The organism is Curtobacterium sp. VKM Ac-2884 (genome assembly GCF_015350945.1).
In the GTDB taxonomy this organism is placed as follows: Bacteria; Actinomycetota; Actinomycetes; order Actinomycetales; family Microbacteriaceae; genus Curtobacterium.
In genome coordinates this window covers 148,970-173,236 of the sequence record NZ_JADKSA010000003.1, presented here as the reverse complement: position 1 = coordinate 173,236, position 24,267 = coordinate 148,970, and the positions used below count along the sequence as shown (strand labels likewise).

Sequence of the window (24,267 nt, the reverse complement as noted above, 5' to 3'; positions counted from 1 at the left end):
CCTTGAGACAGAGCCCGACGCAGCAGCGTCGGGCTCTTGTCATCTCACCGGGCCGCATCATGCGGGCCACACCATCAGCACGATCGGACGAAGGGGCGCATGACCGACGTCGACCTCGAGTTCGCCCGGGTCCGAGCGGTCCTCGACCGTCCGACCCTGCGCCTCATGTCCCGCCCGACGAGCGCGACGGTCCTCGCCGTGTTCCGCACGGTGTTCGACCGCGACGTCCAGTACGTCCCCGCCGACCGCATGCACCTGCAGGTCGAGGAGCACGTCGCCCGCCTGCAGGCCTCGGGCGCACGCGTGCCCGCGAGCGAACAGCACGAGCAGAGCGAACAGGACCCCCGACCGAACGGCCGCGCCCTCTGCCGCGAGTGGGTGGCGGCACAGTGGCTGGTCCGCTCCAACTCCCCCGACGGCGACGAGCAGTACTCGCTGACCAGTCACGCGCTCGAGGCCCTGAGCCTCGTCGACGCCCTGTCGGCCGACCGCGCACTGATCAGCGAGAGCCGTCTGGCGATGATCGTCGACGCCGTGCACCGCTGGGCCGCCCGCGCCGAGCCGGACCCCGACGTGCAGATCCGCCGCATCGACGCCCAGATCGCCGAACTGCGGGCCGAGCGTGAACGCCTCGAACACGGCGACGACGTCGTCACCGTCGAGGACGACCGGATGCGCGACGGGTACACGAACATCTCCGACCTGATCCGGCAGCTCCCGAGCGACTTCAAGCGTGTCGAAGAGGCCGTCGCGACGATGCACCGCTCGATCGTCGAGGACTTCCGGCAAGAGGTCCGCCCGATCGGCGAGATCCTCGACGACTACCTCGCGCGCACCGACAACCTGATGCAGGCGACCCCCGAGGGCCGCGCGTTCGAGGGTGCCTTCGAGCTCCTGCGCGACGACGCCCTGCTGCTCCGCCTGCGCGACGACATCGCGACGATCCTGTCCCACTCGTTCGCCGACGGGCTCGGAGCCGGTGAGCGTCGCGCGTTCCGCAACACGGTCACGATCCTGCGCCAGGGCATCGAGGACGTCCTCGCGCAGCGGCGCCAGCTCACCGCCACGCTCCGCGACCAGATCGTCGCCCACGACGTCGTGCGCGACCGCGAACTCGATACCGTGATCCGGTCGATCAACCGCGGCCTGGCGACACTCATGGACCAGGGCGGTGCGCGCGACCGCATCCCGCTCCCCCTGCTGCCGGCGTCGGCCGAGGTCGGCACCCTGCGCGAGCGCTTCTACGACCCGGACGCCGAGTCGGTGCCGCCGCCCATCGAGGAACCCGACGACGACGTCTTCGAGGACCTCGACGTCGAGATGCTCCGCAAGCACGGCGGCCCGCTCCTGACCGAGCTGCGTGCCGCGCTCCGGTTCGCCGAGGCCGACTCGAGCGTCGACGCCTTCCACGGGCTGCCGCCCGAACAGCGTCGACCGGTCGAGCTCTTCGGCCTCGCTCACCTGCTGACGGGGCGCGACGACTTCGAGTCCGCCACCCACGTCGCCGAACACCGCACGGTGCGTCCGGACGGCAGCGCGGTCACCTTCCACATGCCCACCGCTGCGCTCGCTGCCGAGCACGCGCCGGTCGGCGATCCCCACGACGACAACGCACAGGAGGCACGGTGAGCGACACGACGCCGGCACCGGTCGACGAGACCGTCCCGTACGACGACCCCGCAACGGTCGTGCAGGACGACGAACGCGACGAGTCCAGCTTCGCCCTCTTCGAGGGCGACGAGGGTCGGCTCGACGAGCACCAGCGACGTGCGCTGGTGGCGCTGCTCCGGCACTCGTACGTCAGCTCCCGCACGCACCCCGACGAGTGGCGTGCGGTGCTCGACGCCGAGTACCAGTTGCGGTCGCGTCTGAACGACCTGTTCCTCGAACTCCACGTCGACCGTGACCGCGAGGTCGCGTGGAAGCGCCAGGCCCGTTCGGAGAGCCAGCGCCGCACGTTCCCCACGTTGCTGCGCGACCTGCCGTACACCCGCGAGGAGACGATCGTCCTCGTCTACCTGCGGATGCGCCTGCGCGCCGATGCCCGACCGGGTCCGGACCAGGTGGTCGTCGACCGCTCGGAGATCCTCGGGCACGTCGCCGGGTTCCGACCGGCGACCGCGACCGACCGCACGCGCGACGAGGGCCGGGTGGCGAAGGCCGTCGAACGCCTCGTCACGGCGCGCATCCTGATCCGCACCTCGGACCCGGACCGTTTCCGGGTGGCGAGCGTCGTCGAGGTGCTGCTCCCCCTGGAGCGCCTGCTGGAACTGGACACGTGGCTGCGGACCACCACCGCGCACGAAGACGCGACCGACCAGGGCGGCGAGCCGACCGACGGAGCCGCCACGGGCCTCCCGGCCGACGAGACCGACACCGATGACGACGGCGAGACGGAAGCATGACCGACACCTTCCAGATCCCCGCGCTGTTCGACACGGTCGCGCAGTGGCGCGCCGAGTCGATGCAGGTCGTGAACTGGGGCGGCTTCCACGGCCACCGCCAGGTCGAGCTGTCCGGCACCGCGACGCTCATCTCCGGCGCGTCCGGCACCGGCAAGTCCACGCTGATGGACGCCTACCTGGCCGTGATGATGCCGTCCGACGTGCCGTTCAACGGCGCCTCGAACGACGCGACGACCGGGCGCGCACGCAGCGCGGACCAGCGCAACCTGCTCACGTACCTGCGGGGCAAGGTCGACACCCGCCGTGACCCCGAGTCCGGTGCCCTGCGCGACGTGAACCTGCGCGGCGACGACCAGACCACCTGGGGTGCGGCCGCGGTCACGTTCCGGAACGACGACGAGCGGCGCTTCACGGTGCTGCGGGCGTACATCGTGCCGAAGCGTGCGCGCGGCGTCGGCGACATCCAGATGACCATGGCGACGGTCGACGACACCTTCGACCTGCGCCGGCTCGAGGAGTTCGTGCCGACGCGCTTCCACCACCTCGAACTGACCGGTCGTGTGCCGGGGCTGGTGATCCGCGACACCTACCAGGAGCTCGCGTACACGCTGCAGACCCGGCTCGGCATCGGCGACTCCGGCGGCGGGAACCGGGCGATGCGTCTGCTCGCGCGCATCCAGGCCGGGCAGCACCTGCCGACCGTCGACGCGCTGTACAAGTCGCTCGTGCTCGAGACCCCGGGCACCTACGAGGCCGCCGACCGCGCCCTCGCGCACTTCTCCGCCCTCGACGAGGCGTACGAGGCGATGGACACCGAGGAGCGCAAGGTGCGCATCCTCTCCCCCATCACCGATCTGCACGACGAGATCGAACGGTCGAAGGCCGCGGCCGAGGCCCTGGACGGCATCGCCACCGGCGCCGAGGTCTCCCCGTTCGCGCACTGGACGGCCTCGCGGAAGCGGGACCTGCTCGACGCCGAGGTGGACCGCAACGGCCGGGAGCGCACGGCATCCCGCGCCGAGGTCGCCGCTGCCGAGGCCCGGCACGCCGCCGTGGAGATCGAGCTGCGTGACGCCGAGGCGCGGCTGCGCGACCAGGGCGGCAACGCGCTCGCCCAGCTCGAGGACCGCATCGAACGGCTCACCCGCGAACGCGACGCCGTCGTCCGGACCCGGGCGACCTTCGACGAGCGGACCGCCGTGCTCGGAACGTCCGTCGCGACCGAAGCCGACTTCACTGCCGCGCAGCGCAGCTCGCACGAGTTCCTCGGGTCGTACGCTGCTTCGCGCTCGTCGTTGGACGACCGCCGCGACGCCCTGACGCGCGAGGAGTACCCGCTGCTCGACCGTGAGCGGTCCCTGCGCCAGGAGCGGCAGTCGCTCGAGCACCGACAGGGCGCGATGCCCCTGCCGATGCACGAAGCCCGGCTCGCGATGGCCCGCGCCGCCGGCATCGACCCCGCCGACCTGCCGTTCGTCGCCGAGCTGCTCGACGTGCAGCCCGGCGAGGAGCGCTGGCGCACGGCCATCGAGTCCGTGCTGGCCCCCGTCGCCCGCACCCTGCTGGTCGACCAGGACCGCCTCGGCGCGTTCAGCGAGGCGATCGACGCACTCCGCCTGCCCGTCCGCGTGCAGTTCGAGGGCGTGCCGACCGGACCGCACCTGGACCTCGACGGCGATCCCGCGATGGTCTCCGGCAAGCTCGCGATCAAGCACTCGCCGTTCAGCACCTGGGTGCGGGAGCGGATCGAGTCGGACCGCACCGACGCCCGTTGCGTCACCGACGCCTCGGAGCTCGGTGGTGGTGGTCGGCGCGTCACCGAGTCCGGCCAGCTCCGCGACGGCCGGCGTGGTGCGCACGGTGACCGCCGCCAGGCCAACGTCATCGGCTTCACGAACGAGGCCCGCGTCGCCGCCGTCGAGCAGGAGCTCGCGTCGATCGCACAGGACCTCGCCACGCTCGAGGCCCGTCGCACCGACGTCGCGCAGGACCTCACCGCGCTCGACGTCCTCCGCGCCGCGCACCAGCACGTCGTCGACGTGACGTGGGACGCCATCGACGTCGAGGGCGTCGAGACGTCGCTCGCCCGCCTCGACGAGGAACGCCAGGCACTCCTCGCCGCCGACGACGGCCTCCGGACCCTGCGCGCCTCGGTCGCCCGCCTGCGGAAGTCGCTCGACGAGACCGCCGACCGCCGCTCCGCTGCACGGCTCTCCGTGCAGCGCCTCGAGGAGCGGCACGCCGTGCTCGTCGACGGCCAGGACGCCGCCGCCGAGATCCTGTCGCGTTTCGACGACACCCCCGAGTCGTTGCCCGACGACGAGCAGTCGCGACTGCTCGCCGAGACGTTCGCCGAGGTCGGCGCCCCGGACGGTGTGGACGGTTTCGACGACGCCACCCGACGGCTCCGACGCCGGCTGGAGGAACGGCTGTCGCAGGCACTCAACGGTGCCGCAGCGGCCTCGACCTCGTTGACGCTCACGTTCCAGCGGTACCAGGACGCCTGGCCGGACCCGAACCTCGGCACCGGCGTCGCGTCGTACCCGGACTACCACGCCATCCTCGACCAGATCGTCGCGACCGGCCTGCACGCCCGCCGCACCGAGTGGCGTCGGCGGCTGTCGCAGTGGAGCGGCGAGGACCTCGTGCCGCTCGCCGGGGCCTTCGACCGGGCCGTCGTCGAGATCGAGGAGCGCCTCGAACCGGTCAACGAGATCCTGCGGGACCTGCCGTTCGGCGCGAACCGCGACCGCCTGAAGATCCAGATCCGGCGGGTCACCCGCGAGGACGTCACCGCGTTCCGCCGGGAGCTCCGCGCCCTGTCCGCCTCGGTCGACGCCGAGCTGACCGACGACGTGCTCGAGACCCGGTTCCGCCGGCTCCGGCGCTTCATGGCCGTCATCCGCCCCGACCCCGACGCCGCCCGTGGACGCACCACGCAGCGCGACGCCGTGCTCGACGTCCGGCGGCACATGGAGATCACGGCGGTCCGCTACGACACGTCGGGGGGCGACCTCGGTGTGTACTCGTCGCTCGGTGACAAGTCCGGTGGTGAGACGCAGGAGCTCGTGGCGTTCATCGTGGGTGCGGCGCTCCGCTACCAGCTCGGTGACGAGACCCGGCCCCGGCCCCGGTTCGCCCCGGTGTTCCTCGACGAGGCGTTCATCAAGGCGGACTCGGAGTTCGCCGGTCGTGCGGTCACCGCGTGGCTCCGACTCGGGTTCCAGCTGGTGGTGAGTGCGCCGCTCGACAAGGTCACGGCGCTCGAGCCCTCGATGGAGCGGCTGCTCTCGATGCGCAAGCACCCCGAGACGGGCCACTCGTCCATCACCGAGATCGCCCGGGTCCCCACCGACGCCTGACGGGCGGGGCGTCGTCCCCGAGGTTCCGAGATCTCGGAACCTCGGGTGCCCCCGCGGGCATCCGTGGAACCTCGGCGGCCCGCACGCGGCATGTCGTGGAACCTCGGCGTCGCCCCGCCGTGCCCCCCGCCCCCGTCATGTCCCCGAAGCGTCCGAGCCCGTCAGGTTCCGAGATCTCGGAACCTGACGGGCGCTCGGGCGGGCATCCGTGGAACCTCGGCGGCACGCACGCGGCATGTCGTGGAACCTCGGCGTGCAGGACAGAGCTCACTGACCGGCGCGCGGGACGGAGCGGGTTGATCGGCGAGCACGCTACGGTGAGGCCGTGTTCGGACGCCGCTCCCCCAAGCCCCGCCCCGACGACGCCCCCGGCCTCGGCATCGGCGCGCTCGTGCAGGTCATCGACTCCGCGGAGGGCGGTGAGCGGTGGGCCGACGAGCCCATCGGCGTCATCGTGGCTCCCGGCGGCAACCAGATCGTCGGCTACCCCGGCGTCGGCGAACCGCTGTCGTGGACCGTCGCGTTCGAGGAGCCCGTCTACACGAAGGACGGCCGCGGCCCCTTCGAGCGCGCGACCGTCCTGAGTCGTCAGTTGGTGCCGATCACGACCGGCAGCGGCGAGTAGCCCAGCGGGCTCAGTACTCTTCGGAGCCGCTCTTCATCATGGCGGCGACCGCCATGCAGCAGCCCACACCACCGAGGACGCCGATGCCGATGATGATGCCGGCGATGAGTTCGAGCATGGGGTGACTCCTTGGTTGCTTCGGCCGTGTGGCTTCCCTCAGGTTAGCGGATGCCGCGACGGAGTAGCGGATGCCGCGACGGATCAGCGGATACCGCGCATGAGCTTCAGGACCGGCTTGGCCAGGACGAGCAGGACCACACCGACCGCGACGGCGACGAGACCGAGCACGGCGAAGTACGGCGCCTCGTTCGCCGGGTCGTAGTACTGCGACAGCACCCCGGTGACGGCGGTGCCGAGCGACACGGACAGGAAGAACAGCGCGACCATCTGCGTCTGGAACTTCGGCGGCGCGAGCTTCGTGGCCACGGACTGCCCGACAGGTGACAGCAGCAGCTCGGCCAGCGTGAAGACGAGCAGGATGCCGACCAGGGCGAGCAGCGGCGTGCCGTTCTGGCCCGAGCCGACGAAGGGCAGGAACAGCAGGAACGCGACGCCCATGATGCCGGTGCCCAGGCCGAACTTCGTCGGCGTGGACGGCTGTCGGTCGCCGAGCTTGGTCCAGAGCGCCGCGAAGACCCCGGACAGCACGATGATGAAGACCGGGTTGATCGACTGCACCCACGACACCGGCATCTCCCACCCGAACAACGAGCGGTTCAGTCGCTCGTCGGAGTAGACCGTGACGACGGTGAACTGCTGCTGGTAGAGCGACCAGAACACGGCGCTGCCGATGAAGAGCGGGATGAACGCGAACACCCGCGACCGCTCCTGTGCCGTGATGCCGCTCGTCAGGATGACGACGAAGTACCCGATCGTGGCGAGGATCACGATCGCGACGACCACGGTGGGCAGGTTGCCGACGTTCAGCAGCCCGGTCAGGACGGCGACCGCGATCACGACCAGGGCGACGACGACCCCGACCCCGATCAGCGGCAGGCGTCGGCGGTCGACCGGGTTCGTGACGTGGCGGACCGTGTCGGGCAGGTTCTTCCGACGGATCGCGTACTGCACCAGGCCGGCTGCCATGCCGACGGCCGCGAGACCGAAGCCGTAGTGGAAGCCGAGCGAGCTCTGCAGCAGGCCGGTCAAGAGCGGCCCGAAGAACGCACCGAGGTTGACGCCGAGGTAGTACAGCGAGAACCCGGCGTCACGGCGGGGGTCGTCGCGGCTGTAGAGCCCGCCGACGATCGTCGTGGCGGTCGCCTTGAGGCCGCCGGACCCGAGCGCGATGAGGACGAGGCCGACTCCGACGCCCGCAACCCCGGGGATGAGCGCCAGGGCGATGTGGCCGAGCATGACGACGATCGCGCTGCCGAACAGGGTGCGGTCGGCACCGAGCAGCCGGTCGGCGATCCACGCGCCGATGATCGTGAACAGGTACACGGCACCGCCGTACGCGCCCATGATCCCGGTCGCGATGCCCTTGTCGATCCCCAGGCCGCCCTGCGTGACCGTGTAGTACATGTAGATCAGGACGATGCCCTGCATGCCGTAGAACGAGAACCGCTCCCAGAGCTCCACCGCGAAGGGCGTCGACAGCTCGAACGGCTGTCCGAAGAAAGTGCGTTTGGGCTTGGGATCGTGTCCCGTGGTGGAGCCTGACATGTCGGCCAGTCTGCCCCGCAGGCCGGTGGCACGCCCAATCGTCGATGGGTGCTCAACAAATTCGTCGGCACGTCCTCTTGGAGGGTTCCCACGGCGGCGACCCCCACGCACCGACCGCCGGTTGTCCGAGCCACACCGCGTTAGCCCGGCTCCCGGCGGCGGTGTCTAGCGTGGGGAGCGCAACACCGGACACCGCAGTTCAGGAGGACTCCGACCATGGTCGACACCGCATCCGCGCAGCACACCGGCACGCCCACGGCGAAGCACGACGCCGGCGTGAACCCGGGCACGAACGCCAGCGAAGACTCGGGCAAGAACGCGAGCAAGCACCCGAGCGACAACCCGAGCAAGCACACCGACATCCGCATCGACGTCGACATGGTCGAGACCCTCCTGCTCGGCCGCTGGGCCGAGGACCGCCGGATCTCCCGCCGCCTCGTGCTCGACCCCGCGCTGCACAAGACCGAGGGTCTCGGCACCATCGAGCACCGGGCCCGCGCGTTCGAGCAGCTGCAGATCCTGGTCGACGCGGGAGCCATCCAGCGCCCCTACCCGCCCGAGCTCGGCGGCCAGGACAACCACGGCGGCAACCTGGCGGCGTTCGAGGAGATCACCACCGCCGACCCGTCGTTGCAGATCAAGGCCGGCGTGCAGTGGGGTCTGTTCGGCTCCGCGGTGCACCACCTCGGCACCGCGCGGAACCACGAGGAGTTCCTGCCCGGCATCATCGGGTTCGACGTGCCCGGCTGCTTCGCCATGACCGAGACCGGCCACGGTTCGGACGTGCAGAACATCGCCACGTCGGCCACGTACGACCCCGCAACGCAGGAGTTCGTCGTGCACACGCCGTTCCGCGGAGCGTGGAAGGACTACATCGGCAACGCGGCCCTGCACGGCAAGGCGGCCGTCGTCTTCGCGAAGCTCGTCACCCAGGGCGTCGACCACGGCGTGCACGCGTTCTACGTGCCGCTCCGTGACGACGACGGCGAGTTCCTGCCGGGCGTCGGCGGCGAGGACGACGGTGTCAAGGGCGGCCTGAACGGCATCGACAACGGCCGGCTGCACTTCGACCACGTCCGCGTCCCCTGCACCAACCTGCTGAACCGCTACGGCGACGTCGCCGAGGACGGCACCTACAGCTCGCCGATCGACTCGCCCGGACGCCGCTTCTTCACGATGCTCGGCACCCTGGTGCAGGGCCGCGTGTCGCTCGACGGCGCCGCGGTCGTCGCCCAGAAGATCGGGCTGCAGATCGCGCTGACGTACGCGATGCAGCGCCGGCAGTTCCCGACGGCGGGAGGTGTCGAGGGCGTCCTGCTCGACTACGGCCGGCACCAGCGCCGACTCATCCCCCGCCTGGCGACGGTGTTCGCGCAGTCGTTCGCGCACGAGCAGCTGCTCCGCACCTTCGACGACGTGTTCAGCGGGCGCGCCGACACCCCGGAGCGCCGCGAGGACCTGGAGACCCAGGCCGCCGCGTTCAAGTCGCTGTCGACGTGGTCCGCCCTCGACACCCTGCAGGAGTGCCGCGAGGCCTGCGGCGGCGCGGGCTTCCTCGCCGAGAACCGCCTGACGAGCCTGCGCGCCGACCTCGACGTCTACGTGACGTTCGAGGGCGACAACACCGTCCTGCTGCAACTCGTCGGCAAGCGGCTGCTCACCGACTTCCGGAAGCGGGCGCCGCGCGATGCCGCATCGACCGCGAAGTTCGTCGCCTCGCAGGTGGGCGCGAAGCTCGCGGACGCCTCGGGCCTCCGCCGCCTGGGCCAGACCGTCGCCGACCGCGGGTCGCTCGCCGCGAGCGTCACGGACCTGCACGACCCCGCCACGCAGCGCGCGCTGCTCGCCGGCCGCGTGGACACGATGGTCACCGAGATCGGGCTGCGGTTGAACACCGCCGGCAAGGACCGCGCCCGCCAGGCCGTGCTCCTGAACCGGTCGCAGCACGACCTGATCGAGGCCGCGCGCGCCCACGCGGAACTCATGCAGTGGGACGCCTTCACCGAGGGGCTCGACGCGGTCCCCGAGGGCGACACCCGCCGGGTCCTCGTGTGGCTGCGCGACCTGTTCGCGCTCGGCCTGCTCGAGCAGCACCTCGACTGGTACCTGGTGCACGGCCGCCTGAGTGCGCAGCGTGCCCGTGCGGTGTCGGCGTCGATCGACCGGCTCGTGGCGCGGCTCCGTCCGGTGGTCCCGCAGCTCATCGAGACCTTCGGCTACGAGCCCGGCCACGTGCGGGCGCCGATCGCGCTCGGCGAGGAGCAGGCGCGCCAGGACGAGGCCCGTGCGTGGTTCGCCGCCGAGGCGGCAGCAGGACGACTCCCCGAACAGGAGAAGAAGCCGCGCGCGTAGCCGCCCGGTGCGGACGGTCCGGCCTGGAGGCACGGGTCGGGTCGTCCCCGCCGGCGCCACTCACAAGGAACGGCGTCGCGTCCGGTCCGCGCCCCGCCAGCGTCATCGCGCCCTGAAGAGTCGGGGCGCGATGGCCACCACGGGGCGCGATCGCCGACGACGGTGCGACAACGACCGCGCCCGGACGCGCAGCCCGCGCGCGCTCGGCCCGGACTACGCCCGGTCGGCCCCGCCGCGTTCGCCGAGCGCGGCACGCAGCCGCGCCTCGGCGTCGTCACCGGAGGCACCGGTCGCGCTGGCAGCCGCAGCGGCCTCGGCGTTCGCCTCGGCGACCGCCCGCACGACCTCTTCACGCTGGATCTTCACCCCACGTGGTGCGTCGATGCCGATCCGGACGCCGTCGCCCCGGGCGTCGAGGACCGTGATGACGATGTCGTCACCGACGAGGATCCGCTCGCCGACCTTCCGCGTGAGTACCAGCACCCGCTCAGCCTAGCGACAGGACGGGGACCCCCAGCAGGTCGACGGACTCCGGCGTGGCGGTCTCCGCCGCGCCGATCGCGACGACACCGGCCACCGGCAGCCGTGCGGCGACTGCGGACACCATGGCCGCGGTGTCCTCGGGCTTCCGTCCGACGTCGACGACCACCCAGACCTGGTCGGCCTCGATCCCTTCGCCGGTCGCCCGGTCGTCCCACGCGGCGACGGCGAGCACCGCGTGGCCGTCGCGCACGCCGTCGGCACGCGCGAGGATCGCCGACCGCCGGTCGGCGGCGTCCGTCGGCCGCAGCGCGTGCCGGACGGCGAACAGCCCGGCCGCGGCGTCGACGTCGTTCGCCCGGCCGACCAGCAGGACCAGGTCACCGTCAGCAGACCGCACTGCCGGGACAGCAGACCGCGCGGCAGGCGCCGTGGGCCGGGCCGCGCGCCGGCCGGGCGCGACGTCGGGGACGGTGGCCGGGCCTCCTGGCAGGGTGTCGGTGACGGCCTGGAGGCGCGGGTCGACGTCCGCAGGCCCGTCCGCTCCGGGCAGTGCGCGCGTCGGGCGCGGGGCGCTCCCCGTGATCCCGTCCGCCACGAAGCCGTCGAGCACCGACGCGAACGCGTCGGCACGCGTCGCCTGGGTGCCGTCACCGCGCGCGATGCGGGCCTCGGCCGCGTCGGCGTCGGCGAGCAGCGCCGCGATCCCGATCCGCTGGACGGGTGAGTCGGCGATCACGACGCGGGCGGTCGGGGTCTCCCCCGGTTCCGGCACCTCGACGGTGGCCTCGACGTGCGCCTTGCGGAACAGCCCGCCGATGCCCGGCGTGGTGACCCGCTCGGCGGCGACGATCCTCGCGCCCGCGCCGAACTCGGTCCGGACGGCGTCGCGGACCTCGTCGAGCGTCGCGCCGTTACGCTGCAATCGGGTCGGCGGCACGGACCACTCCCACGGTCTCGATGGTGGAGCCCGCGGCGGTGGCCTCCTGGTACGACAGCACCGGGAGCCCGTTCGACTGGGCGGCGACCATGCGGTGCACGGCCGGGCGGAGCTGCGGGGCGCAGACCAGGACGGCGGACAGGCCCTGATCCTCGATGCTGCGCACGGCATCGCGGACGGAGCCCAGGACCTGCTCGATGCGGTGGGCGTCGAGGACGATCTGGCTGCCCTGTTCGGACGGTCGCAGGCCCTCGAGCATCGACTGCTCGAGCAGCGGGTCGATCATGATGACGCGCAGGGTGCCCTGGTCGGTGTACCGGGCGGCGAGGGCGGGGCCGAGTGCGGCGCGGGCGGCCTCGACCAGCCCCTCGGGGTCGGTGGAGGCCTTGGCGCGCAGGGTCAGCGCCTCGCAGATCCGCCCGAGGTCGTTGATCGGCACGCGTTCGGCGAGCAGGCCCTGCAGCACGCGCTGGAGTTCGGCCATCGAGAGCATGCCCGGCACGAGTTCCTCGACCGCGGCGGGGTTGACCTGCTTGACGCCCTCGGTCAGGACCTTGACGTCCTCTCGGGTGAGCAAACGGGCGGCGTTGTCGCCGATGACGGCCTGCAGGTGCGTGACGAGCACGGACACCCGGTCGATCACCGTGGCGCCGGTCATCTCGGCGGCGTGCCGGAGTTCGGCGGGCACCCACTTGCCGGTCAGGCCGAACACCGGCTCGACCGTCGAGGTGCCCGGCAGCCCGTCGAGGTGGTCGCCGAGCGCCAGGACGCTGCGGGCCGGGGCGGTGCCGCGGCCGGCCTCGACGCCGGCGATCCGGATGGCGTAGGTCGACGGCGGCAGGTCGATGCTGTCGCGGGTGCGGACCGGCGGCACGACGATGCCCATGTCGACCGCGATCTTGCGACGGAGGGCACGGACCCGGCCGAGCAGGTCGTCGGAGGCGCCGGACACCATGTCGACCAGGTCGGGCGCCAGCAGGATCTCGAGGGCGTGCACGCGCATCTGCTCGATGAGGTCCTCGGGGGTGTCGCCGGAGGGAGCGGCGGCTTCGAGGGCCTGCTGCTCGGCGGCGGCCGACTCGGCGTTCGCGGCGTTCCGGCCGATGCGCCACGCGGTGAACAGCAGGGTCGCACCGACGAGCAGGAAGGGCAGGATCGGCATGCCGGGGATGAACCCCATCGCGATGGCGGCGACGCCGGCGATCATCAGGGCGTTGCGCGACTGCGAGAGCTGGGTGGCGGCCGAGGCACCCATCTCGGACTCCGCGCCGGAGCGCGTGACGATCATGCCGGTGGAGACCGCCATGAGCAGGGCCGGGATCTGCGTGACGAGGCCGTCGCCGATCGTCAGGATGCCGTACTTCGACAGGGCGTCGGTGGCGGACAGCCCGTTCTGCAGCATGCCGATCGCGATGCCGCCGACCAGGTTGATGATGATGATCAGGATGCCGGCGATCGCGTCGCCCTTGACGAACTTCGAGGCGCCGTCCATCGCGCCGTAGAAGTCGGCCTCGGCGGAGACCGCGGCGCGGCGGTCCTTCGCCTGCTGGTCGGTGATGAGCCCCGCGTTCAGGTCGGCGTCGATCGCCATCTGCTTGCCGGGCATGGCGTCGAGGGTGAACCGTGCCCCGACCTCGGCGACGCGCTCGGCACCCTTCGTCACGACGACGAACTGGATGACGATGAGGATCAGGAAGATCACCGCGCCGATGATGATCGACCCGGACACGGCGACGTGGCCGAACGCCTGGATGACGTCGCCGGCGAAGCCCTCGCCGAGCACGAGACGGGTCGACGCGACGTTCAGGCCGAGGCGGAACAGCGTCGCGACGAGCAGCAGCGACGGGAACACCGAGAAGTCGAGCGGCTTCTTCACGAAGAGCGTCGTGAGCAGGATCACCAGCGCCAGCAGGATGTTGATGATGATCAGGAAGTCGAGCAGGAACGACGGCACCGGCAGGATCAGCAGCAGGATGATGCCGACGATGAACACCGGGACGACGAGCTTCGGCAGGTCCTTGCGGTTCATGCGGGGAGTCCTTCGGTCGGGGTCTCGGCGATGCGCGGTGCGCGGAGCTTTCGGGGGCGGAGGTCACCGGTCAACGTGGCCGGGTCGATGACGCTCGCGACCTCGTCGGGCGTGGTCGGCCTCGGCGGTGCGTGGGTGCCGGCCGCTGCGCCGCGGGCCTTCAGGGCCATCACGAACGACAGCACCCGGGCGACCGGCGTGTACAGGTCGACGGGGATCTCGTGCCCGAGCTCGCACGCGGCGTGCAGCGCGCGGGTGAGCGGGACGTCGCGCACGATCGGCACACGGTCCTCCTCCGCCCGGGCACGGATGACGTCGGCGACGGGCCCGGCGCCCTTCGCGACCACCCGCGGTGCGGCCTTGCCCGGCTCGTACTTGAGCGCGACGGCGTAGTGGGTCGGGTTCGTCATGACGACGTCCGCGGTGCCGACCGCCTGGATCATCCGGTTGCGGCTCATCGCGAGCTGGCGGGAGCGGCGCTGGCCCTTCACGAGCGGGTCACCGTCGCTCTTCTTCTGCTCGTCCTTGACCTCGCGCTTGGTCATCATGGTGCGCTTGCGGTTGCGGCGGATGACCACGAGCACGTCGATCGCGGCGAGGACGAGCCCGGCGGCGATCGCGGCGCGGAGCAGGGTGCCCGCGCCGTCCGCTGCCGCCTCGAGCACGGCGGACAACGGCAGCGAGCCGCTGGTCATGAGCACGGGCATCAGGCCCTGCACGGCGAACCAGAGCACGAGCCCGACGACGGTGGTCTTCAGCAGGGCCTTCGCCCCGTTCCACAGCGCCTGGACGCCGAACACGCGCTTCAGGCCCGCGATGGGGTCGAAGTGCGAGGCCTCGGGCGCGAGCTTCCGGACGTGCACCCCGCCCTGCGCGACGGCGGCCGCGGTGACGGCGACGAGCACCACCGCGAGCATCGGGCCGAGGGTCGCGCCGACGCTCGCCATCGCATCGCCGAACACGTGGTTCATGGTGCCGATGGTCGGGTTCGCGATGACGGACTGCACGGCGACGAGCTGTGCCGTGCCCGCGGCTGCCGCGTTGCCGATCATCGACGGCACCATGAGGGCGACGACGGCGATGCCGATCCACGCACCGAGGTCCTGGGACCGGCCGAGCTGGCCCTTCCGGTGGACCTCCTGCATGCGCTTCTGGGTGGCCTTCTCGGACTTCTCACCACTGTCGGACACGGCGCCTCACCCCCGTCCCGTGATCGCCTGGACGGCGTCGCCGGTCAGCGACGACACCACCGAGGGCAGGGCCATGAAGAGCGCTCCGGCGAACAGGACGGTCAGCCCGATCTTGATCGGGAACCCCATCTGGAACGCGTTGAGGGCCGGTGCGACACGGGTGAGCAGCCCGAGGCCGACGTCCGCCAGGAACAGCACGACCACCAGCGGCCCGGCGATCTGCAGCGTCGCCAGGAACATCTGCGACATCGCCGCCACGAGCAGGTGGGCCAGACCGTCGACCGCGAAGCTGCCGGTGAGGGGCACGGCGTCGAAGGACCGCACGAGCCCACCGACGATGAGCTGGTACCCGCCCGAGGTGAACAGGAGCGCGAGCGCCGCCATCTGGAACAGCCGGGTGAACTGGGCGCCGTTGACCTGCGACTGCGGGTCGAACGCCTGCGCGAGCGTGAACCCGCCGAACAGGTCGATGAGCGCACCGGCGGACTGCACCGCGGCGAACACCAGGAACACCAGGAAGCCGAGCGACAACCCGACGACGAGCTGGGTGAGCAGCGCGAGCAGGAAGGGCCCGGTGTCGAGCGACTCGTAGCCGACGGCGACGCGGGGGGCGACCCCGATCGCCAGGCCGAGCCCGAGGATCACCTTCACGGTGCCGGGGAACGCCCGGTACGAGAACGGCGGCGCGATGACGAAGAACGCGACGAGCCGGACGCCGGCGAGCATGGTCGCCTCCAGACGGTCGGCGTTGATCGCGAGCTCCATCAGCCGCTGCCGAGCAGCTTCGGGATCATGTCGAAGGCGACGTGCGTGAACGCCACCATCTCCGAGATCATCCAGTTGCCGCAGACGACCAGGGCGATCGCGACGGCGACGGCCTTCGGCACGAACGAGAGCGTGACCTCCTGGATCTGGGTCACGGACTGGAACAGCGAGATCGCGAACCCGACGACGAGCGACGTGACGAGCACCGGAGCGGCGAGCTTGCCCGCGACCAGGAGCGCCTGGAGGACCAGGTCGATGACGGCCTGCTGGTTCATGCCTGCCCCCTAGACAACGTGGTAGCTCTCGATGAGCGACGTGATGATGAGGCCCCAGCCGTCGACCAGGACGAAGAGCAGGATCTTGAAGGGCAGCGAGATCATGACCGGCGGGAGCATCATCATGCCCATCGACATGAGCGCCGCCGAGACGACGAGGTCGATCACCAGGAACGGGATGAAGATGACGAACCCGATGATGAACGCGCTGCGGAGCTCCGAGATGATGAACGCCGGGATGACGGTCGTCATCGGCACGTCGGCCATCGACTTCGGGTTGTCGAGCCCTGCGGCGCGGGTGATCAGGGCGACGTCCTCGTCACGGGTCTGGTGCAGCATGAAGGTCCGGAGCGGCTTCGTGCCGATCTCGACGGCCTGGTTGAAGTCGAGGTGGCCGGCCAGGTAGGGCTGCAGGGCGTCGTCGTTGATGTGCCCGAGCACCGGCGCCATCACGAACAGCGACAGGAACAGTGCCAGGCCCGCGATCACCTGGTTCGGCGGGATCGACTGCAGCCCGAGCGCGTTCCGGGTCATCGCGAGGACGACGAAGATCTTCGTGAACGACGTCATCATGAGCATGAGCGCCGGGGCGACGCTGAGCAGCGTGATGCCGATGAGCGTCACGACGGCCGACGACGGGGTGCCGTCCGGGCCGTTCACGCTGACGCTGAAGTCGCCGTTCGCGGGAGCGGTCGGCGTCGCGGGGGCGGTCGGTTCGACGACGCCGGCGGCGTGGGCACCGGTCGCGGTGAGCATGAGGAAGCCGGCGACGACCGCCAGCCCGAGCAGGACGAGGGCGGCGGTGCGTGCGGTGCGGACCGCGGTCACCCGGCGCGCCGGTTCCGCAGGGCGGCGGCCGCCTGCCGCCAGGTGTCGACCGACAGGATCGAGCCCTGCAGCTGCTGCGCGGTCGGCACCGTGGTGCGCTGCGGACGACGGTTGCGCGGGCGCATCGGCAGCGGCGTCGCCGCGTCGGCCGGGAGGCTCTCGGTTGCGTCCGTCTGCAGTGTCAGTTCCTGACCGAACGCGTCGGCCGACGGGGCGGGACGCACGGGCAGCTGCACGGGTCCGGTCACGATGGTGAGCTCAGGAGCGGGCGCCTGCCCGCTCGTGAGCAGGCTGACGCCCTGCTCCGACACCCCGAGCACCAGGCGCTCCCCCTCGACGTCCACCACCACGACGCTCGCCTTGCCGCCGAGGCCCTGGCGACCGACGACCTCGACGGTCGCCGCACGGCGCCCGGAGGTCTTGCCGGCGAAGCGCTTCTTGCTGGCACGGTGCAGCACCCACATGAGGGCGAGCACGACGCCGAGCGACAGCGCGACGCGGAGCGTGATGAGGAGGGTGTCCACGCGGGGCTCAGAGGGATTCGGCGACGTCGAGGATGCGGGTGATCCGGACGGCGTAGTCCTGGTCGACGACGACGACCTCGCCGTGCGCGATGAGGCGACCGTTCAGCAGGACGTCGGCGGGCGCACCGGCGCTGCGGTCGAGTTCGACGACCGCGCCGGGCTCCATGCCGAGCACGTCGCGGACCGACATGCGGGTGCGGCCGATCTCCACGGTCAGGGTCATCTCGACGTTGTTGATGCGGCCGAGGTTGCCGGCGGGCACCCCGACGGGTGCGGCGGCCGAGACCGTGCCGTGCTCGCGCACCCGGATGCCGAACCAGCCGCTCGGGACACCACCGGCGGTCAGCTCGAACACCACCGTGTCGGGGTCGGCCAGCAGCGCGGCCGCCGACTCGCGGCTCGCCTCACCGAGGACCCCGACGCCGAGCACGGACGCGGCGGCCTCGAGCGACGGACGCAGCACGTCGGTGACGGCCACGATCCCGTGGTCGGTGCCGCCGGCAGCGATGACGGCCTCGAGGTCGGTGAGCACGAGGGCCAGATCGGCCGACAGGCCGCCGACGAACGACGCGACCACGGCGTCGGTCGCCGCTTCGAGCACGACCGGGGTCGCGCCTCCCGGCAGCAGCAGCGCACCCAGCGGGACGGCCGTCGGGAGCTGCGCCGCGAGCGACTCGGCCGCGGTGGTCTGGAGGGTGGTCGTTTCGGTCATCAGTGCTGCTCCGTGCTCGTGGTGGTGACGACGATGCCGGCGAGGCGCGAGCCGTTCGCGCCGACCGCGGCGGTGCCGACGGGTTCACCGTCGACCGCGATGGTGAGGGGGCGGTGCTGTGGGTGCGGCAGCGGCAGGACGTCGCCGACGGCGAGCCGGAGCACCTGCGTGGGCAGGACCGTCGCCGGGGCGAAGCGCAGGCTGACGCCGACGGGGACGCCCGCGAGCTGCGCGTCGAGCAGGGCCTGGGCGTCGGCGGGCGACACGTGCGCGGCGGCCTCGCCGAGCTGCGGCAGCACGGCCTCGGCGGGCAGCGCGAGCGTGCCGGGGGCGACGCGGTCGCCGACGCGGATCGAGAACGCCGCGACGATCATCAGGTCGCCCTTCTGGGCGGCCTGGGCGAACTGCGAGTTGAACTGGAAGCCACCAGCCGTGACGTCGTGCGCGAGCAACCCGCCGAACGAGTAGCGGAGATCGTCGAGGGCGTCCTCGACGATCTTGCGCACGAGGGCCTGCTCGATGGGCGTGAAGGTGCGCTCCGGGGTCGGCAGCGGCTTCGACGCGCCGAGGGCGTGCGAGACCCAGGTCAGCGCGGCGTCGAGCGGGACCTGCAGGACGCCCTTCGGGACGACGTCCGCGATCGGCAGCAGCACCATGCCGGTGAGCGCGGGCAGCGAGGCGGCGTACTCGTCGTACGTCACCATCTGCACCTGCTCGCAGGTGACCTGGCTGACGGCGCGCACCTTCGCGGTGAGCTGCGTGCCCCACTGCCGCGCGAAGGTCTCGAACGCGAGCTCGAGGACCCGGGCGTGCTCGCGGGCGAGCGTCGACGGGCGCGCGAAGTCGTACACCTCGGGCGCTGGCAGGGTCTCGGTCACGGGTGCGTCTATCGGTCGCCTGTGCGGCACCCGTCAGTGCTGTACCCCGTACTGGGGATGCGGGGTCTCCAGCCCCGTCGGTCGTGGGTCAGCCCTGGCGTGCTCCGTCCTGCGCCTTCGCCAGTGCCGGCATCAGCGCGCTGACGTCCTGGTCGGCGTTCGACAGCACCACGATGTCGACCCGTCGGTTCAGGGCGAGGTCCTGGTCGGTCCCGCCCTTCGCGAGCGGCCGGCTCGACCCGAAGCCGACGCTCTGCACGTGGTCGCCCGGCATCCCGCCACGCTCGACCAGGTCGCGCAGCACCCCCGTCGCCCGGGCCGCGCTGAGCTCCCAGTTGGTGGCGTACGGTGCCGTCGAGTTCCGCTGGTCGGCGTGCCCCTCGACGCTGACGTCGTGGTGGCTCGTCTGCAGGACCGGGGCGATCGCGTCCATGATCGACCTCGCCTGGTCGGACAGGTCGGCGCTGTTCGTGCCGAAGTAGGTCTCACTGCCGACGAGCCGGACGATCAGGCCACGGGCGTCGACGGTGAACTGCACGTTCGCGGTCTGGCCGGCCTTCGCGAGGTTCTGCTTGATCGCCTGCTCGATCGCGGTGAGGTCGTCGAGCTCCTTCTGGGCGTCGGCGAGGTCCTGCTTCGTCGCGGTCACCGGCACGACGGTCGACGCGGGGTCGACGTTGGTGTCCTTCGTGCCGGACGACGCCGTCGAGTGGTCGGCCTGCGACTTGTCGGTCGAGTAACCGGATCCGTCCTCCACCTGGTCCTTCGTCACCACCGTTCCGCTGGCGGTGTCGACCTTCTGCGACTTCACCTCGCCGAAGCCCGTCGCCAGGGAGTTCTTCAGGGCGATGTACTTCTCCTGGTCGACCGTCGACATGGCGAACAGCACCAGGAACATGCACATCAGCACCGTGATCATGTCCATGTACGAGGCCATCCAGCGCTCGTCGGGGTGCTCGGCGTCGTCGTGGCCCTTCTTCGCACGACCGCGGCCACGGCCACGGGGGTTCGCGCTCATCGTCAGGCCGCCAGCTGCTGGTCGTCGGCGTCGGCGTCCTGCTTGTTCTTGCCGGCCTTGCTCTTCGAGGTGTCGGTGCGCGCTGCCGGCGGCACCATCGCCTTGAGGCGCTCACCGAGCAGGCGGGGCTGGCTGCCGGCCTGGACCGCGAGCAGCCCTTCCATCAGGAGCGTCTGGCGGTCCGACTCGAGCTGTGCGAGCTTCCGGAGCTTGCCGCCGATCGGCAGCCACATGAAGTTCGCGGTGAGCAGGCCCCACAGGGTCGCGACGAACGCACTCGCGATGAGCGGACCGAGCTCGTCGGGCTTGCCGAGGTTCGCGAGCACGTGGGTCAGGGACACCACGGTGCCGATGATGCCGACCGTCGGGGCGAAGCCGCCGAGACCCATGAAGAACGCACTCGCACTGCGCGTGGGGGCCGCGTTCGACTCGATCTCGTCCTCGAGCAGGATCCGCAGCTCGTCGCCGTCGGTGCCGTCCGCGATGTTCTGCAGCGCCTTCTTCATGAACGGGTCGTCGTGCTTGTCGGCCTCCTGCTCGAGGGCGAGCAGACCGTTCGACCGAGCCGTCTCCGCCAGGCCCACGACGTCGTCGATGACCGACTGCGGCGGCGTGACCTTGCCGGTGAACGCCTTCGGGACGGCTTTGAAGCTCGCGATGGCGTCCTTCAGCGTGGTGCTCGCGATGCCGCAACCGATGGTGGCGCCGAACACGAGCAGCATCGGTGCGGGCAGGAACAGCCCGGCGAGCTCGACGTGCTCCATCTCGACCATGCCGAACAGGGCGCCGAAGGCGAGCAGGATGCCGATGATCGTTGCGATGTCCACGTCAGCGGCCCCCGTCCTGCGTGCGGAGGGGTGCGACGGCCGCGAGCGTCGGCTGGGGGCCGGTGGCGTTCCGCGTGTTCGGCAGGTCGGTGCCGTAGGCCATGCCGACGATGCGAGCGCGGTACGCGGCGATCAGGTCGATGACGTCGGCCATGGACTCGCGGACGATGTACTTCGCCCCGTCGACCATGATGAGCGTCGTGTCCGGCGTCTCGTGGATGCGCTCCACGAGGTCGGGGTTGACAGCGAATGCGCTGCCGTTGAGTCGTGTGACGACGATCATGGCCCGTCCTGGTTCTCGATCGTCCCGCCGCCGTCCGTGGGGCGGGATGCTGCCCGTCCGTGGGCCTGCAGGGAGGTCTATCGGCGGGTGGGGCCGGGGCGTTAGCGACGATCCGGCGGTGGCTCCGCGGATCCGCCGGGAACCGGTGCATCCGATCGGCCCTCACGGCCGGTAGTGGGGGTACGACGTCGATGACGACATCGTCCGCTCCGGCCCGGACCGGCCCGAAGGAGAACGCCATGCGCAAGACACTCGTCACCGGCCTGAGCGCCGGTGTGCTGTTCGCCGCCGCCGCGGTCGTACTGCCCGCGACCGCCGCCACCGCCGCCACCGGTGAGGCGACGCTCTCGGTCCTCCACGCCGTCCCGGACGTCACCGTGGACGTGTACCTCGACGGGAAGCGGGCGATCGACGACTTCACACCCGGCACCCTCGCCGGTCCGATGATGGTGCCGGCTGGTGCCCACCAGCTCGCCATCACCGCCTCGGACGCCGCCGACGCCTCGAAACCGATCATCGGACCGGCGGACGTCTCGTTCGACGCGGGCGGCAACTACACCGCGGTCGCACACGACGCGGCGGACGGATCACCGACCGCCACGGTGTTCACCAACGACACCTCCGCCGTGCCCGCCGGCCAGGGGCGTCTCGTCGTCCGGCACGTCGCGGCCGCACCCGCGGTCGACGTCCTCGCCGGCGGGAAGGCCGTCGTCACGAACCTGTCGAACCCGGATGAGCAGGCACTGGAACTGGCGGCCGGCACGGTCTCGGCGAGCGTCGCCGCGGCCGGGACGACCGACCCCGTGATCGGCCCGGCAGACGTCGCGGTCACGGCCGGCGCCGACACCATCGTGTACGCGTGGGGCAGCCTGGACGACTCGAACCTCGCGCTCGCCACGCAGACGATCTCGGACCTGGGTGGCACGCCGAACGGTGTCCCCGCCGGCAACGCGGGTCTGGTGGCCACGAACGGCCAGGCCGCTCTGCCGCTTGTCGGTGGTGCAGCAGCAGCCCTGGCCGCAGCCGCCGCGATCGGTGCCGTGCTGCTCCGTCGACGCACCGCAGCGGCCCGCCGCTGAACGTGCGGTCCCCAGTGCGGTCCGTCACGGTGACGGCCATCGTCGTCGCCGTGGCGGTCGCATCCCTGACCGGGTGCTCGTCGGCCGGATACGCCCCCGACGGGCAGCCGCCCGCCCTGCCGACGAGCACCCCCACTCCGGTCCCGACGGCGTTCTCGACCGCGGTGCCGCAGCAGGCAGCCACCATCCCCCCGGTCCGGCGCGCACCGGCTCCGACCGGCCTCGTCGTCGACCACGACGGCATCAGCGCCCCCGTCCAGCCCGAGGGCGTCGACGGCAGCGGGGCGATGGGCCTCCCGCCCGACCCCGCGACCGCCGGGTGGTACCGGTTCGGCCCAGCGCCGTCGTCACCGGAGGGCACCGTCGTGATCGCCGCCCACGTCGACGCCGTCGGGTACGGTATCGGACCCTTCGCCCGGCTCCGGGACGTCCCCCGCGGGACGACGGTCACCCTCACCGACGCTGCCGGTGCCGACACCCGGTGGCGGATCGACTCCGTCAGCACGCTCGAGAAGCAGGGCCTCCCCTGGGGCGACGTGTTCCGCGACGACGGACCGCGCCGACTCGTCCTGGTCACGTGCGGCGGCCGGTTCGACACGAGCACCGGACACTACGAGAGCAACCTCGTCGTCACCGCAGCACCGATCTGACCGTGGCGACCGACGGCCGCTTACGATCAGGTCGTGGTCGACGACGACCGCACCAGCGACAGGAAGACGTGACGACCATCCTCCCGGACGACGGCGAACTCTCCGACGCGTTCAGCGCCGGGGGCGAGCACGCCCTGCGCGCCGTCTACGAACGCTGGTCGTCGCTCGTGTACTCGTTGGCCCTGCGGGCGCTGTCGGACCCGGCAGCCGCGGAGGACGTCACGCGGCAGGTCTTCGTGAAGGCCTGGCAGCGGAGCGCCAGCTACGACCCTGCCAGGGGTCCGCTCGGCGCCTGGCTGGTCGGCATCACCCGCAACTGCATCGTCGACGCCCTGAACGATCGCCGTCGGCACGCCAGCGCAGCCGACCCCGAAGTCGTCGAAGCGACGACGCCCGCACCGGAACCGGCGTTCGACCTGGCGGAGCGCGCACTGGTCGCGGGCGAGCTCGACCGACTCGACGAGACACCGAGACGAGTGATGCGACTGGCGTTCTACGACGACCTCAGCCATCGTGAGATCGCCGAACGGCTCGACCTGCCGCTGGGCACCGTGAAGAGCCACATCCACCGGAGTCTGGCTCGGATCCGAACACGTCTGGAGGTGATCGAATGAAGCACGTCGACGACGAGACCCTGGCGATGCTCGCGGTCTCCGACCAGGTGGCTGAGGACGACGTCGCCGAACACCTGGCGTCCTGCGCCCGGTGCCGCGACGAGGTCGCCGTGCTGCAGCGGGTCGCCGCCGTCACGCGGGCGTCCGACGACCTCGAGCTCATCGCGCCACCGGACCACGTGTGGGACCGGATCGCGGCCGAGATCGCGCAGACGCTGCAGCAGGTGACCGCCCCCGTCGACCCGCGGTCCCACGTCGTGTCCCGTCGACCCCGGTCGGCCACGCGTCTTCGTCGTCTCGTGACGGTCCTGATCGCGGGTGCCGGCGTCCTCGCGGTCGTCCTGGGCATCGGCGTGGCGACCGGCGTCGTCCCCGGGTTGCCCCGTGGGGGCACGGAGACCGTCCTCGCGAACACCGAACTCGCGGCGCTCCCCGGCTGGTCCGGCACGTCCGGTACCGCCGAACTCGAACGCGACCGGGACGGGCGGGTGACGCTCGTGGTCGACCTGCACGGTGAACGCGGTCGATCCGGTACCGGTCCGCTCCGCGAGGTCTGGATGATGCGGTCCGACCTCGCCGGCCTGGTGAGCGTCGGCTACCTGGACGGCGACCGCGGCACCTTCACCGTGCCCGCCGACCTGGACACCGCGCGGTTCCCCGTGGTCGACGTCTCCGCCGAAGCGGACGACGGCGACCCGGCGCACTCCGGCGACTCGATCGTGCGCGGGACGCTGACCGATCCCTGAGCAACAGACGCAACGCCGGC

General features: G+C 71.5%; 23 protein-coding genes. 9 read left to right on the top strand and 14 right to left on the bottom strand.

Annotated elements, in window-relative coordinates; all coding sequences use genetic code 11:
- Positions 1–99: 99 nt before the first annotated feature.
- From ITJ60_RS09175 to ITJ60_RS09160, 4 genes are all read left to right on the top strand, one after another.
- On the top strand, positions 100–1,629 hold the full coding sequence (locus ITJ60_RS09175; RefSeq protein WP_194647727.1) for a DUF3375 family protein: 1,530 nt from the start codon (positions 100–102) through the stop codon (positions 1,627–1,629).
- Positions 1,626–2,405: a DUF4194 domain-containing protein gene (locus ITJ60_RS09170; protein WP_194647726.1), complete on the top strand. Its 780-nt coding sequence runs from the start codon at positions 1,626–1,628 to the stop codon at positions 2,403–2,405. The genes ITJ60_RS09175 and ITJ60_RS09170 overlap by 4 nt, the downstream gene beginning before the upstream one ends.
- Complete coding sequence (locus ITJ60_RS09165) at positions 2,402–5,767, top strand: ATP-binding protein (protein ID WP_194647725.1); 3,366 nt, start codon at positions 2,402–2,404, stop codon at positions 5,765–5,767. The genes ITJ60_RS09170 and ITJ60_RS09165 overlap by 4 nt, the downstream gene beginning before the upstream one ends.
- 325 nt (positions 5,768–6,092) lie before the next feature.
- Complete coding sequence (locus ITJ60_RS09160) at positions 6,093–6,392, top strand: hypothetical protein (protein ID WP_123292766.1); 300 nt, start codon at positions 6,093–6,095, stop codon at positions 6,390–6,392.
- A gap of 201 nt (positions 6,393–6,593) precedes the next feature.
- On the opposite strand, the gene ITJ60_RS09155 is transcribed toward ITJ60_RS09160, so the two are convergent.
- A complete protein-coding gene (locus ITJ60_RS09155; RefSeq protein WP_123292872.1) occupies positions 6,594–8,057 on the bottom strand; it encodes a peptide MFS transporter in 1,464 nt (487 codons plus the stop codon).
- Between the two features lie 216 nt (positions 8,058–8,273).
- Between ITJ60_RS09155 and ITJ60_RS09150 the strand changes: the two genes are divergently transcribed.
- The gene (locus ITJ60_RS09150; RefSeq protein ID WP_194647724.1) at positions 8,274–10,409 is read left to right on the top strand and encodes an acyl-CoA dehydrogenase; all 2,136 of its coding nucleotides are present in this window, start codon (positions 8,274–8,276) and stop codon (positions 10,407–10,409) included.
- A 213-nt stretch (positions 10,410–10,622) separates the two neighbouring features.
- Here ITJ60_RS09150 and csrA read toward each other — a convergent pair whose 3' ends face one another.
- The 13 genes from csrA to ITJ60_RS09085 form a co-directional block, all read right to left on the bottom strand.
- The gene (gene csrA, locus ITJ60_RS09145) at positions 10,623–10,892 is read right to left on the bottom strand and encodes a carbon storage regulator CsrA (protein ID WP_194647723.1); all 270 of its coding nucleotides are present in this window, start codon (positions 10,890–10,892) and stop codon (positions 10,623–10,625) included.
- Between the two features lie 4 nt (positions 10,893–10,896).
- Positions 10,897–11,829 (bottom strand): hypothetical protein, encoded by a 933-nt coding sequence (locus ITJ60_RS09140; RefSeq protein WP_194647722.1) that lies wholly within the window; start codon positions 11,827–11,829, stop codon positions 10,897–10,899.
- Positions 11,804–13,858 carry a flagellar biosynthesis protein FlhA gene (locus ITJ60_RS09135; RefSeq protein WP_123938084.1) on the bottom strand — a complete coding sequence of 685 codons (2,055 nt, stop codon included), beginning with the start codon at positions 13,856–13,858 and terminating at the stop codon, positions 11,804–11,806. The genes ITJ60_RS09140 and ITJ60_RS09135 overlap by 26 nt, the downstream gene beginning before the upstream one ends.
- On the bottom strand, positions 13,855–15,048 hold the full coding sequence (locus ITJ60_RS09130) for an EscU/YscU/HrcU family type III secretion system export apparatus switch protein (RefSeq protein WP_194647721.1): 1,194 nt from the start codon (positions 15,046–15,048) through the stop codon (positions 13,855–13,857). The genes ITJ60_RS09135 and ITJ60_RS09130 overlap by 4 nt, the downstream gene beginning before the upstream one ends.
- A 6-nt stretch (positions 15,049–15,054) precedes the next feature.
- A complete protein-coding gene (locus ITJ60_RS09125) occupies positions 15,055–15,813 on the bottom strand; it encodes a flagellar biosynthetic protein FliR (protein ID WP_123339580.1) in 759 nt (252 codons plus the stop codon).
- Entirely contained in the window at positions 15,813–16,088 is a 276-nt protein-coding gene (gene fliQ, locus ITJ60_RS09120) for a flagellar biosynthesis protein FliQ (protein ID WP_111084131.1), read from the bottom strand. The genes ITJ60_RS09125 and fliQ overlap by 1 nt, the downstream gene beginning before the upstream one ends.
- Before the next feature lie 9 nt (positions 16,089–16,097).
- The gene (fliP, locus tag ITJ60_RS09115) at positions 16,098–16,916 is read right to left on the bottom strand and encodes a flagellar type III secretion system pore protein FliP (protein ID WP_194647720.1); all 819 of its coding nucleotides are present in this window, start codon (positions 16,914–16,916) and stop codon (positions 16,098–16,100) included.
- Positions 16,913–17,440 carry a FliO/MopB family protein gene (locus ITJ60_RS09110; protein WP_123938086.1) on the bottom strand — a complete coding sequence of 176 codons (528 nt, stop codon included), beginning with the start codon at positions 17,438–17,440 and terminating at the stop codon, positions 16,913–16,915. Before ITJ60_RS09110 ends, fliP begins: the two co-directional genes overlap by 4 nt.
- 7 nt (positions 17,441–17,447) lie before the next feature.
- Positions 17,448–18,152, bottom strand: a complete 705-nt coding sequence (gene fliN / locus ITJ60_RS09105) for a flagellar motor switch protein FliN (protein WP_123292757.1) — start codon at positions 18,150–18,152, stop codon at positions 17,448–17,450.
- Positions 18,152–19,030: a flagellar motor switch protein FliM gene (locus ITJ60_RS09100; protein WP_123292756.1), complete on the bottom strand. Its 879-nt coding sequence runs from the start codon at positions 19,028–19,030 to the stop codon at positions 18,152–18,154. Before ITJ60_RS09100 ends, fliN begins: the two co-directional genes overlap by 1 nt.
- An 88-nt stretch (positions 19,031–19,118) precedes the next feature.
- Positions 19,119–20,048 carry an OmpA/MotB family protein gene (locus ITJ60_RS09095; protein WP_159573533.1) on the bottom strand — a complete coding sequence of 310 codons (930 nt, stop codon included), beginning with the start codon at positions 20,046–20,048 and terminating at the stop codon, positions 19,119–19,121.
- 2 nt (positions 20,049–20,050) lie between these two features.
- On the bottom strand, positions 20,051–20,875 hold the full coding sequence (locus ITJ60_RS09090; RefSeq protein ID WP_123339575.1) for a motility protein A: 825 nt from the start codon (positions 20,873–20,875) through the stop codon (positions 20,051–20,053).
- A 1-nt stretch (position 20,876) separates the two neighbouring features.
- Positions 20,877–21,158 carry a flagellar FlbD family protein gene (locus tag ITJ60_RS09085; RefSeq protein ID WP_123938088.1) on the bottom strand — a complete coding sequence of 94 codons (282 nt, stop codon included), beginning with the start codon at positions 21,156–21,158 and terminating at the stop codon, positions 20,877–20,879.
- A 239-nt stretch (positions 21,159–21,397) separates the two neighbouring features.
- Between ITJ60_RS09085 and ITJ60_RS09080 the strand changes: the two genes are divergently transcribed.
- From ITJ60_RS09080 to ITJ60_RS09065, 4 genes are all read left to right on the top strand, one after another.
- On the top strand, positions 21,398–22,237 hold the full coding sequence (locus ITJ60_RS09080) for a DUF4397 domain-containing protein (RefSeq protein WP_194647719.1): 840 nt from the start codon (positions 21,398–21,400) through the stop codon (positions 22,235–22,237).
- 29 nt (positions 22,238–22,266) lie between these two features.
- Complete coding sequence (locus ITJ60_RS19305) at positions 22,267–22,887, top strand: class F sortase (RefSeq protein WP_194647718.1); 621 nt, start codon at positions 22,267–22,269, stop codon at positions 22,885–22,887.
- A gap of 68 nt (positions 22,888–22,955) precedes the next feature.
- Entirely contained in the window at positions 22,956–23,501 is a 546-nt protein-coding gene (locus tag ITJ60_RS09070; protein WP_194647717.1) for an RNA polymerase sigma factor, read from the top strand.
- Positions 23,498–24,247 (top strand): anti-sigma factor, encoded by a 750-nt coding sequence (locus ITJ60_RS09065; protein WP_194647716.1) that lies wholly within the window; start codon positions 23,498–23,500, stop codon positions 24,245–24,247. The genes ITJ60_RS09070 and ITJ60_RS09065 overlap by 4 nt, the downstream gene beginning before the upstream one ends.
- The last annotated feature ends 20 nt before the right edge of the window (positions 24,248–24,267 follow it).

Excerpts from the sequence above, each read along its gene's own strand:
- ITJ60_RS09175 (WP_194647727.1), top strand. The coding sequence starts at position 100 with ATGACCGACGTCGACCTCGAGTTCGCCCGGGTCCGAGCGGTCCTCGAC.
- ITJ60_RS09165 (WP_194647725.1), top strand. The coding sequence starts at position 2,402 with ATGACCGACACCTTCCAGATCCCCGCGCTGTTCGACACGGTCGCGCAG.
- ITJ60_RS09155 (WP_123292872.1), bottom strand. The coding sequence starts at position 8,057 with ATGTCAGGCTCCACCACGGGACACGATCCCAAGCCCAAACGCACTTTC.
- ITJ60_RS09150 (WP_194647724.1), top strand. The coding sequence starts at position 8,274 with ATGGTCGACACCGCATCCGCGCAGCACACCGGCACGCCCACGGCGAAG.
- ITJ60_RS09135 (WP_123938084.1), bottom strand. The coding sequence starts at position 13,858 with ATGAACCGCAAGGACCTGCCGAAGCTCGTCGTCCCGGTGTTCATCGTC.
- ITJ60_RS09125 (WP_123339580.1), bottom strand. The coding sequence starts at position 15,813 with ATGGAGCTCGCGATCAACGCCGACCGTCTGGAGGCGACCATGCTCGCC.
- fliQ (WP_111084131.1), bottom strand. The coding sequence starts at position 16,088 with ATGAACCAGCAGGCCGTCATCGACCTGGTCCTCCAGGCGCTCCTGGTC.
- fliN (WP_123292757.1), bottom strand. The coding sequence starts at position 18,152 with ATGACCGAAACGACCACCCTCCAGACCACCGCGGCCGAGTCGCTCGCG.
- ITJ60_RS09095 (WP_159573533.1), bottom strand. The coding sequence starts at position 20,048 with ATGAGCGCGAACCCCCGTGGCCGTGGCCGCGGTCGTGCGAAGAAGGGC.
- ITJ60_RS09085 (WP_123938088.1), bottom strand. The coding sequence starts at position 21,158 with ATGATCGTCGTCACACGACTCAACGGCAGCGCATTCGCTGTCAACCCC.
- ITJ60_RS09080 (WP_194647719.1), top strand. The coding sequence starts at position 21,398 with ATGCGCAAGACACTCGTCACCGGCCTGAGCGCCGGTGTGCTGTTCGCC.
- ITJ60_RS09065 (WP_194647716.1), top strand. The coding sequence starts at position 23,498 with ATGAAGCACGTCGACGACGAGACCCTGGCGATGCTCGCGGTCTCCGAC.